The sequence below is a fragment of the Candidatus Protofrankia californiensis genome, from assembly GCF_900634765.1.
Classification (GTDB): Bacteria; Actinomycetota; Actinomycetes; order Frankiales; family Frankiaceae; genus Protofrankia; species Protofrankia californiensis.
Genome location: NZ_CAAAFT010000439.1, coordinates 1 through 11,281 on the forward strand (window position 1 = coordinate 1; position 11,281 = coordinate 11,281).

Consider the following 11,281-nt stretch of genomic DNA (forward strand, 5'->3'; position numbering starts at 1 on the left):
CCGGGTAGCGCCGTACTCCGCGACGCCCGTGCGCGCCACCGTCCCGGCCAGCGCGTGCGCCATCACCTGGTGGCCATAGCAGATACCCAGCACCGGCACCCCGGCGCCGAAAAGCGCTGGGTCCACCTCCGGGGCGTCCGGTGTATAGACCGACTTCGGTCCACCCGAGAGAATCACCGCGGCGGGACGGCGGGCGAGGATCTCCTCGACGGAGACGTCCCAGGGCACGATCTCCGAGTAGACGTGACACTCGCGCACCCGCCTGGCAATGAGCTGGGCGTACTGTGCGCCGAAGTCGACGACCAGAACCGTGTCGTGGGCCGGACGGAAGGCCGCAGAGGCCGGGGACACGGAGCCGGAGGCGACCGGCGCGCTGGATCCTCGGCCGCCGCCCGTCGGGCGTCCGGCCGGCTTCGGGGTGACGATGTCCACGACGCCAAGCCTACGGAGGACGGGCGGAACACCCGGCAGCCCACCGAACAACACCCCTGCGGCGTGCGTCCCTGCGTGTCCGCGCTCCCTCGACGGTTCCTGAAGAACAAACAGCGCGGACCGGATCGGACGCGGACAACTAGCTTAGGCCAGGCGTCTGCCAGGATGTCTGGCCCTACCGCTAAGGTGCCTATCAGGGGACATCCGGGCCCGATACCGGGCCATCCCGGTACGACGTGTTCCGGGAGGCTGGCGGAGAGGTTGCGAAGGTACGTGCGCAGACAACCGATAGCCGGCACGGGCATCGACGCTCCTGCGGCACCAGAAGTCACGCCGGAGGAGTCCGCCGACGGCGGTGGACCGCGCGTCGACGCCCCAGCCATTGCGCCGCAAGGTCCCAGCGGCCTGCGGCGTATAGCGGCGATCGTCGGTACGCCGTCGAACTGGCGGGTCCGGACCAAACTGATCGCGATCCTCGCTGTCCCGATCATCGCCATCCTGGTCAACGCCTCGATCGGGGCCAATACCGTCCTGACCAGCACACGCGACGTCAACCGTGCCCAGGACATGGTGGAAATAAGCCGCGCCGCCACGACTTTGGTGTTCGCGTTGGAGCAGGAGCGCACCTACACGGTCGGCTATGTCGCGTTGCGCAGTGCGCCGGGTTCCTTCGACCGTCTCAAAACGCTGCAGACACAGGTCGACGAGGCTGCGCGGAAGTACGAGGAAAGCGCCAAGGGCCAGCAGGACGCCTTCACCGAGCAGACCCGGGCGGCGCTCCAGTCGGTCGCGGACCGGCTGTCGCACCGGGCAAACGTGCGCGCGACCGCGTTGACCCTGGTCTCGCCGGACTCCGCCCAGGTGGCCTACACCGGCATGATCGACAGCCTCATCAAACTCGCCGCGCTCATTCCGCAGGGTCAGGACGACGCCACGCTGAACGCCGACGTGGACGCCGTCGACGCCGTCATCCGCGCACGGGAACAACTGGCCGCCCAGCAGGCGCTCATCCACGGAGTTCTCCAGAAGGGGCACTTCGACAACACCGACTACCGCCTGTTCGTGGGCTTCGGCACGGAACGCGAGAGCCAGATTTCCCGTTTCGAGGCGGTGGCGAACCCGTCCCAGGTCGGGGTGTATCGGGCGACACTCACCGGTCAGGACGTGTCAGAGACCAGTAATGAAGTACAAACGGTTCTGATCGGACGAATCGGGCAACAGCTCGAGCTGGACAGCTCGAAGTGGCTGCAGGCGACCCAGGCCACGATGGATCTCAACGGCAAGGTCATCGCATCCCTCTACGACGACACCAGCAACCGCATCCAGAAACTCCGTTCGAGTATTCAGCGCAACGCGTTGCTGTCCGGACTCCTCATCGTCCTCATCCTGACAACCGCGCTGCTCGCGGCAATGGTCGTCGCCCGCTCCCTGGTGCGCCCCCTGCTCGGGCTGCGCACGGCCGCGCTGGACATCGCCGGCCACCGCCTTCCCGAAGCGGTCCGCCGACTGCGTGACTCCACCGATCAGAACATCGACCCCGACGTCGAACCGGTCGGAATCAACACCGACGAGGAGATCGGCGAAGTCGCCCGCGCATTCGACGAGGTGCACCGGGAAGCCGTCCGCCTCGCGTCCGAACAAGCGGTGCTGCGAAACAACGTCAACGCCATGTTCGTCAACCTGTCCCGACGAAGCCAGGGGCTGGTCGAACGGCAGCTGCGACTGATCGACGACCTGGAGAACCGGGAACAGGACCCCGACCAGCTCTCCAACCTGTTCAAGCTCGACCACCTGGCGACCCGTATGCGCCGGAACAACGAAAGCCTCCTGGTGCTCGCCGGCACCGACACGGCACGCAGGTGGACCCACCCCGTGCCCCTCAACGAGGTCGTCCTCGCCGCGATTTCCGAGGTCGAGCAGTACACGAGGGTCAAGCAGACCGCGGCGGCCTCGGTCTCGATCGCCGGAAACGCCGTCAGCGACGTCGTGCACCTCATTGCCGAGCTGCTGGAGAACGCCACGTCCTTCTCTCCCCCGGCGACCGAGGTGCAGGTCAGCAGCCGCTCCCTGGGACCCGGCGCCGGATCGATAATCGAAATCGAAGACCGTGGTATCGGGATGCCCGCCAAGGATCTCGAGCGCATCAACGAACGCCTGGCCAGCCCGCCTGTCATCGACGTGTCGGTGTCCCGCACGATGGGTCTGTTCGCGGTCGGTCGCCTGGCCACCCGGCACGGTATCCGGGTCCAGCTCCGGGAGTCGGCCTCCGGTGGGATCACCGCCGTGATACGTCTGCCGGCCAAGGTCGTGGCTGGCGATCCGGCCTCAGCCACACCGTCGCGCGCCACGGCAGCCCTCACCGCTGGACGCTCGGCGGCCAGCCATCCAGCACTCGACAGCGGCTTTCCCCCCGCGCTGTCCGACGGGATACCCCTCGGGAACGGCATGTCACGCGGTGAGTCCAACGGCCGCGTGCTCGTGAACGGAAGCACGATCTCCAAGAGCAACAGTCCGCATCCGTCCGATCCGCGCAACGACCCGGAAACGAACCCGCCCCCTCTCGCACCGAGCATGAACGGATCCGGCAGCGACCCCGGCTACCACGCCGGACCGGACGACCGGTTCACCGGATCCGCTGATCTCGGGCTCGAGAAACTGGACGTGGGTGGCTCCTTCGGCGATGACATCGGCAGCGGTCCGTTGGAGGTCTCCAGAATCACCGAACACCGCCCGAACGCCGATCCCTCCTTCCTGAACGAGTCTCCTCCCGGCGGCTACGAGATCCCTCGCGGACCGGGAACGGTGAGCCACCCCATCCCGGATACCGGTCCGACCTACCTGGACCTGGCAGCCAACACCGGTCCGACAAACATGGATCCAAACAGCTCGGGTCCCGCGAACATCGGCAACACCGACAACACAGGCCCGGCCGGGGCAGCTCCGTCGGTATCGACGGACCGGATCGTCGCGAACGGCGCACGGGGTGCGAGCGCCGGCGAGCCGGCGTCGTTCAGCCGGCAGCCCCCGGCGCCCGCCGCCCAGTTCTTCACGCCCGCTGCCCAGGTGGGGCAACAGTCCGGTGTCATGCCGCCGGGCGGCGCCCACCCCGACTTCGGGCCGGAGCAGGCATCCGCTCCGCTGGACAACCCGTCCTTCGTCAACGCCGTGGAGGAAGCGGCCCCCGACCGGGATGGCGACGACAACGACACAACTCCGATCTTCGATTCGGTCTCCGCGTGGTTCCAGCGGCACTCCCCGGCGTCCCCGCATGCGCTCCCGACCCGGCCCAGGACGCCTGGGCAGTCCCCGCTGGGGCGTCCCGGGCCGGCAATCCATCGAGGCCCGACGAACCTGCGCGGCGACTCACGGCCGTCGGAGTCCGCCAGCCGGCCGGGCGGGCAGGCCGCTATCACCGCCGGTGGCGAAATCACGCGTCCGCCCTCGCCCTTCCCGGCCTCGGCTCGAGCTTCGCGCCCGACAGCGACAACCGGCCCGACCGGAACGGGGCCTCAGGGCGAGGGCCCGACACCCACCAACGTCACCATGCCCGTCTGGTCGCCTGCCCCGGCAGAGCCGTTGCCGCCGACCACGGTAGCCACCGGTGTCGCCGAGACCCAGTCCGCTCCGCCGGCTGCCCGGCCCGTATCATGGTCGTCCGCGGCTGACACGGGTTGGCATGCGGCGGAAGCAGCCCGCCAGCCGGCTCCCGGTGGGACGACTCGGGCCGGTCTTCCGTTGCGCGTTCCGATGACCCATCTTGTACCCGGCAGTGCCGAGCCTGGACCACAACGTCAGTCACCGGAGGGACACTCCCGGTCCCCCGAAGCGGTCGGCGGCCGGCTCGCCAGCTTCTACCAAGGTGTTCGGCAGGGCCGCGATGTCACCAGGGACGCCGCGCCCACCTCTCGTCGAGACGCCCAGGAGGACGTGTGACGCCCATGAGCTCAGACGCACAGAACCTCAACTGGTTGATTAACAACTTCGTCGACAGAGTTCCCGGTGTCGCGCACACCGTGGTGGTCTCGGCGGACGGTCTGCTCCTGGCGGTGTCGGACGGATTCCCGCGTGACCGGGCGGACCAGCTGGCCGCCGTCGCCTCGGGCCTGGTGAGCCTGACCCAGGGCGCTGCCCGGGTCTTCGAAGCGGGCAACGTGACACAAACGGTCGTCGAGATGGAACATGGTTTTCTGTTCATCATGGCGATCAGTGACGGAGCAAGTATGGCGGTTCTCGCCGCACCGTCATGCGACATCGGGCTTGTGGGGTATGAGATGGCGCTGCTGGTAACCCGAACCACGGACGTGCTTACCCCGGCACTACGGGCCGAACTGCAGGGGATCCTGCCGCGGTGAACCGACGGAAACACAGGGGGTCAGGGTGAGCAGCGATCCCGCGAATGCCCCAGGGCCGGTTGTCCGTCCCTACGCGATGACCGGTGGTCGGACGCGTTCACGATACGAACTCGCCATCGAGGCGCTTGTCGTCACGACGTCCCTTGGCGAGGAACGGGCAATCCAACTTGCCCTGGAGCAACAAACAATCGCCGCCATGTGCCGGCAGGTGCGATCAATTGCGGAGATCGCTGCCGGCCTGCGGGTTCCCCTCGGAGTTGCAAGGGTGCTGGTGGGTGACATGGCGGACGAAGGTTACGTCCGGGTGCACCAACAACCCGACCGCGACGAGGCGCCGGATCTCGCGCTGCTCGAAAGGGTTCTCAGTGGCCTTCGAAAGCTCTGACCGTAGGCGGGTAAACTCCTCCGTCGCCACCACCTCGGTCAAGATCGTCGTCGCTGGTGGTTTCGGTGCCGGCAAGACAACCTTCGTCGGGTCGGTGTCCGAGATCGTGCCCCTGCGTACCGAGGCTGTTATGACCGAAGCCGGGGCACATGTCGACGACCTGACCCACATCTCCGACAAGACGACGACCACGGTCGCGATGGACTTCGGCCGGGTCTCCCTGGACGAAGATCTGATCCTCTATCTGTTCGGCACGCCGGGACAGTACCGATTCTGGTTCATGTGGGACGACATCGTGCGCGGCGCGATCGGTGCCATTGTCCTGGCCGACACCCGGCGGCTTGCCGACTGTTTCGCCGCCGTGGACTACTTCGAGCAGCGTCAGCTGCCCTTCGTCGTCGGCGTGAACTGTTTCGACGGAATCCTGCGGCATTCCATCGACGACGTCCGGGAAGCCCTGCAGATCACCCAGGGCGTGCCGATCATCACCTGCGACGCACGCAACCGTCACTCGACGAAAAGCGCGTTGATTGCGGTGGTGGAACACACGATGTCACGAGCGGTAGCGAGAACCTAACCGCGTATCCGACAAGCACGAACCTGGCCCGCACATGACCTCGCAGGGGATGGGGCCGGCAACCTCGGTCCGGCTCACCGCGTCCGGCCAGAGCCCAGTTAAGCTGGCCGAAAAGCGCCCGGTCGTGGTCGTTCCCGTCCCGTCGGAGGCCCCGGGGAATCCAGGAAACGGCCGGGCAACGGCCGCCAGACAGTTGTTTACTCAGACTCCCTGGACAGCCTTGGTATAAGGCAGCAGCTTTCCTGGTTGCGCGGCAATATTCTTGATCGTTTCGTCGCCGACGATGACCAGACTGTAGCTGGCGCCATCCGTCCGCCACTGTCCCCCGACCAGGGGTGTTTTCGCCACGTTCTTGGGGATGTCGGCCGACCCACCGAAGCCGACCGGCCCCACGATCGTGTTGACGCGCAGCTTTCCGATCGCCGCCGCCAATGCCGCCCGGTCACCGGGGGAACCGACCTGCGCCAGCGCCTCCGTGGCAACCTCGTAGAGCGCGTGCACGAAGCCGAGGGTCTGCACCCAGGGGGCGCCGGTCCTGTCCGTGAAGTCCTTGGCAAGCGCCTCCGGGGTGCCCCCGGTCAACGAACTGCGGAACTGGTGATAAGGCGACCACCAGACCTCGGTACCAAGATTGTTACCATCCCGACCGAGCGCACGGGCCGACTGCGGGAACAGCAGTGCCTTGGCGACGGTAATAATCTTCGGACTGAAGTTCTGCGATACCGCCTTCTCCCAGAAAAGCGCGAAGTCCGACGGTGGCAGCACCCCGGTCAGGATATCCACGCCCGCGTCCTTGAACATGTTCACCTGTTGGGTGAAGTCCAGGGTGCCGGCGGCAAAGGGAGGGGGAGTCACCCGTGTGTAACCCGCACTGTTCATGGCCGGTGGAAACCCGATGGTCGTATCGGCGAACGCTCTGCCGTCGGCGTCATTGGGCCAGAGCACGCCGACCTTCTTGTTGGTGGGTAGCTGCGCCCACATGCCCCGGTAGACCCTGATCACGTCCTCAAGACCCCAGAAGAAGTGATAGGTCCACTTGAACGGATGGGCCGGGTCACCACCGCGGCCGTTGAACCACGACTGCCACGGAGCCGCCGTGGAAATGCAGGGCATCTCGTTTGCCTCGCACTGGTCCGAGACCGGGTTGATGGTTTCCGGCGTGGAGGCGACGAGAACGATGTCCACCCGGTCGGTGAAAATCAGGTCGCCGGCTGCCTGGGCCGCGCGGTTCTGGTCGGACTGGCTGTCCCGAACGATGATCTCGACCGGGTAGGTACGCGGGCCAATAATCATCCCGCCCTGGCGTTGGAAGAAAGTCCGGATGGACTCGGTGACATACCTGTCCGCGGCACCGAACGCGGACAGCGCGCCAGTCTGCGGGCTGACATAGCCGATCCTGATGGCTCGCTTTGCCTTCGACCCACCGCCGGACCCGCCACCACAGGCGGCAAGGGGCACCCCGGCAGCCGTCATGCCAGCCAGGGTCAGCAGTTTGCGGCGGTTCAGGGAAGACCCACCGGAATCATCCTGCCGGTCCGGGACCGACCTGCCCGGGCCGGTCACAACGGAGCCGTCGGCATCCGACAAAACGTCACCAGGTCGTCCCTGTCCAGCGTGTGTCGGGCAGTCAGATCGGAGCATGAGTCCTGATCCTGCCGCACGCCGGTTCAAACCCGGGCACTGGGTCCTGGTCAACACGCACCAGACGAGATCCGGGAGGGAAGGTTCCCCGCCACCTAGTGGGCCGAAGGCGGCGTGATGATGTCTCTTTCGCGCCGTCGGAGGCTAGTTGATCGCGCACCACCGATTCGAACCGTCCTTGAAGGTCAGAAAACCGGCGTCCTTCCCGGCGTCGCCGTCCCGCACGCGGTCGATGAACAGCGCCTTGACGTCCTTCAGCGGACCGCCGGTGAACTGGAGGTCGGTAAAAATCACGGTATCGGTACTCAAACTGTTCTTTGTGATCGAGTAGGTACCCTGCTGATCGTCCCAGAGGTAGCTGCCACTTTCGCGTGCAACGACGAACTTGTTCGGCAGCGCGGCAAGTAGCCGGAGGTCCGCGCCGTCGGCCCGATAGCAGCGATAGGTGCCGTCGACCAGTGCCAGGCCGGTAGCGGCGTCCGGATTGCTTGTGGCCGGTGTCGCGGAGCCCACGGCTGGAGAGATAGGAGTCACCGGCTTCTCCTGCGCCGCCGGAGGGGCGTCCTCCCCACCTGACAGCAGGACGTACAGCCCAATCGCGACCAGGGACACCAGCGTCGCGACAACCAACGGACCAACCCACCCACGCCGATGGCTCGCCAGGAATCCCGGGCCGCCATCGTCTCTGTCGTCTCTGTCGATGTCGTCGCCGAGATCACTGTCGAGATCCGGCCCACCGCGCCGGCCGACCATGCGGCCTCCAGCGCGTTTCACGGCTGCCGACGCCCTCGACCGCTGCTCCGGCTCCCGCGCCATGGTGTTCGCGGAAGCAGCCCGCGAGGAGGAAACCCGTGGTGTCGTCGTACCCGCCCGACCCGCCTTCTTACGGACAGTGCTGGAAGGCTTCCAGCCATCGTCATCATCGGGATCGGTGTCATACGGGCCGGTGTCATACGGGCCGGTGTCGTGCGGGCCGGTGTCGTGCGGGCCGGCGTCCGGCGCAGACCCTATCCTTGACAGTGCCGTGGTCATCTCCGACAGTGACTGCCCCAGCGCTGCGGACGGCACGACCGGAGACGACGGCTCATTGCCCCGAGGGGTCCTCGACCGGAGGGCATCGGTGGTTCGCAGGACAGGGTCGATGCGCTGCCCCGCGGATCCGGTGAAGGAAGGATCCGGCTCAGCGGAGTCCGCGAAGGCTGCCCCGTCCGGCACACCGACGGCGGGCATCCCGGCCCCGGGCATCGCTGACGACGACCTGGACGCGGTGCGTGAGCGCATCCGGACGGGAACGAGTGGATCAACCGCAGAAGCAGCCGAGCCACGGTAGGCCGGCGGGAGAAGCACGGCCCGGTCGTTGCCACTGTCCGCTCTCCCGGCAGTCGGCCGGGGTGCGTCAGGCGTCGCCGGAGCATCATCGTCCACACCGGGACCACGGACAGCGGGTCGAGAAGCCCCGGAATCGGGATATCCACCCGACCGGTGGCCGACCGGAGTCGGGCCGTTGACCCTGGTGGCCGGGCCCACGTCCAAGCCCACCTCCAAGGGGTTACCCCGGTCGGTGAGAGAGGGGCTCAGCCCGGCAGAGGGCACGCGTCCGCGATCACGCAGCTGCGCCGCCCTGATCGGACCATCTGCCGAGTAGGGCCTCGACCCGTTCCCCGGCCCGGCGGACGGGTCGACGGTGTCCGGCTGCCGGGCCGGGGATCCACGATCGCCACCCGCGGACGCCGGGTAACCGGCTGGGCGGCCCGCCAATCCGTAACCGTTTACCGGACGGTCGCTTCCGTAACGCTCCAAAACGCCGCCGGAACCCGACGCGCCGTTACCGCCGGGTCCGGAGATGCCGTACTCGGCCAGCCCACGGGCGGGGGAGGATCCGGCGCTCCCCGCGAAGCCACTGCCTGGCTGTACACCGGCCGGCGGCACCCGGCCGGGCAGCGACTGCGGACCGCCGGGCTGGCGCTCGTCCAGCCTGGCCGCGCCCGTGTCGAGCCGACGGCGGTCGGGCTGACCGCCACCGGAAAAGGCACCGCCAGCCGGAAGGGCGCCGCGGCCGCCGCCGTCACGCGGGCGGTTCCGATGGCCGTCGGCGGAGCTCAGAACGTCGGGGTAGCGCGAACCGAACCCACGCAGAACACCGGGCTGACGGTCGTCCGCCCCGGCCTCACGCACGCTCGTCGGCCCCAAGACGGGCTGCCAGGGATGACCGGCACCCTGGCCCGTGGATCCCTGACCGGTGTCGGGAGGGCCGGTGTCACGCTGGGAGACAGCGGCGTGATCGGTACCTTCCACGGACAGATCCCAGCCACCGCCGTAGCCGCCGGTCACACCCGTTGCGGGATCACCACCGCCGGGGAACCCGCCTGCCCGCGGATCGCGCAGGACCGGCTGGGAGGGATAACCGGGCAAGGTCGGTCGGTCGTGACTGGCGGAGACGTCGAACGGATCGGGCGCGGAAAAAGCACGGTCGCGCCATCGCTGGCCTGATGGTTCCTGGGAACCGGGCCAATCCGGCGGCGGAACCGGAGGGGGAGCCGGATGGGGCCAGTCGTCGGCCTCCCCGACCCGCTCGACCGCGAAGAAGTCGTCCGCACTCCGCCCCGGTGCGCCGGAAGGCTCAGGAGGGCCTGTCACCGGGCCGCCCGAATCACCGGTCGCCGCCGATGGACGCCACGCTCCGGCAACGGCGTCCCATGCCCACGCGCCATTGTCGCTCAACCAGAGCCCATCGGTAGGCATGTCCTGCCCCCTAGGTCCAGGTAAAGGGCTTGTGTGCCCGCGAAAGCCTGCGCGCCCCCGAAACACCAGAAATATGGACGAACGTAGCGTACACCAGCGTTCGCCATCAGGCGCTCACGCACTGATCGGAGATCTCGCGGATGATCCTGGTCGTCTCCGGCGAATTCACATTTTTGTTGAAGGCCTCGTACCGGTCCTGCGAGTAGCCGGCTTCCAGCTTCTCCAGAGTGCATGTGCAGTAGGCCCGAAGTCCGTTACTGACCTGCATACACTCCTGCAGGTAGGCCGTGCGCAGCGGTTCGCTGTACCGCAGGGGCCCGCCGGTCACCGCGCCCGTGGAGGGGCCCGCGGTGGCCTCGACCGGCGCACCGACCGCCACGTCCCCCCCGCCCCCGCCGAAAGTCAGATACCCGCCGACGCCGACCAGGAGCATCAGCACCGCTGCCGTACCGATCAGTACACGACGCGGTAGCACGGTGACCGACGACAGGACCCGGGCCATCCGTCCCGCAGGCCCCGGGGAGACGTCGTGACCGCCCGGACCGGACCGGGCTGCCAACGCCTGGCGACCAGCCCGGCGCCTGCGGTGCTGTCTGCGCGCGCCGGCCGGGGCCCGCGGGTGGGATCCCAGCTCGTCGGTACCGGTATCAGAGCCGGGTGCGCCACCGTCCCGGGAAGGTCCGAGTGAGATGACGTCCACCACGCCGAACGGCCCGGGCAGTCCTCGGACAGCCTCATCGGGCTGAGCGATCTCGCTTGTAGCCGAGGCGTCGACAGTGCCGAAGCTCGTCGCCGGCCCCATCCCCGGATCGGACTCGCGGAACGGATAGCCCTGCCAGGAGGACCCGTAAACGGTTGCGACGCTGGTGTCGGTCCCGACCACACCGATCCGAGTATCACCGTCCTGAAACGACGTGTCACCGTCCTGAAACGGCCATCCACCCGGCCCGCCCTGCCCGCTCGGCAGCAGCGTGTCGACGCCCGCCCGTGCGGTGTCCCGGGCATCAGCCTGCACCGGCTCCGACCAGGCCGCGCCCGGCAACAGTGTCTCGTCCGAAACGGACCAGCCCGACGTGCCCTGCGACGGGTGTCCCACCGCGAACTCCCCGGTGGCGTCGGCTGGGGTGACGTCGCCGGTGACGTCGCCGGTGA

Annotated in this window: 7 protein-coding genes and 1 pseudogene; 4 read left to right on the forward strand and 4 right to left on the reverse strand. The window is 67.8% G+C overall.

Annotated features, from left to right (window positions below; translation table 11 throughout):
• Positions 1–351: glutamine amidotransferase-related protein (locus tag DD1DGNOD_RS22690; RefSeq protein ID WP_241255930.1), on the reverse strand; the 351-nt coding region annotated here is incomplete at its 3' end.
• A 354-nt stretch (positions 352–705) separates the two neighbouring features.
• Between DD1DGNOD_RS22690 and DD1DGNOD_RS22695 the strand changes: the two genes are divergently transcribed.
• Genes DD1DGNOD_RS22695 through DD1DGNOD_RS22710 form a run of 4 tightly spaced genes read left to right on the forward strand, consistent with a single transcriptional unit; the run spans position 706 to position 5,746 of the window.
• Complete coding sequence (locus DD1DGNOD_RS22695; protein WP_241255929.1) at positions 706–4,365, forward strand: sensor histidine kinase; 3,660 nt, start codon at positions 706–708, stop codon at positions 4,363–4,365.
• Positions 4,362–4,784 (forward strand): roadblock/LC7 domain-containing protein, encoded by a 423-nt coding sequence (locus DD1DGNOD_RS22700; RefSeq protein ID WP_131768493.1) that lies wholly within the window; start codon positions 4,362–4,364, stop codon positions 4,782–4,784. Before DD1DGNOD_RS22695 ends, DD1DGNOD_RS22700 begins: the two co-directional genes overlap by 4 nt.
• Positions 4,785–4,809: 25 nt before the next feature.
• Entirely contained in the window at positions 4,810–5,169 is a 360-nt protein-coding gene (locus tag DD1DGNOD_RS22705; protein ID WP_131768494.1) for a DUF742 domain-containing protein, read from the forward strand.
• Positions 5,150–5,746, forward strand: a complete 597-nt coding sequence (locus DD1DGNOD_RS22710; protein WP_131768495.1) for a GTP-binding protein — start codon at positions 5,150–5,152, stop codon at positions 5,744–5,746. Before DD1DGNOD_RS22705 ends, DD1DGNOD_RS22710 begins: the two co-directional genes overlap by 20 nt.
• Positions 5,747–5,947: 201 nt before the next feature.
• On the opposite strand, the gene DD1DGNOD_RS22715 is transcribed toward DD1DGNOD_RS22710, so the two are convergent.
• The 3 genes and pseudogenes from DD1DGNOD_RS22715 to DD1DGNOD_RS27450 form a co-directional block, all read right to left on the reverse strand.
• A complete protein-coding gene (locus DD1DGNOD_RS22715) occupies positions 5,948–7,219 on the reverse strand; it encodes an ABC transporter substrate-binding protein (protein WP_206443375.1) in 1,272 nt (423 codons plus the stop codon).
• A 312-nt stretch (positions 7,220–7,531) separates the two neighbouring features.
• Entirely contained in the window at positions 7,532–9,799 is a 2,268-nt protein-coding gene (locus DD1DGNOD_RS22720) for a hypothetical protein (RefSeq protein ID WP_131768497.1), read from the reverse strand.
• A 436-nt stretch (positions 9,800–10,235) separates the two neighbouring features.
• Positions 10,236–11,281, reverse strand: a pseudogene (locus DD1DGNOD_RS27450) (hypothetical protein); the annotation flags it as partial.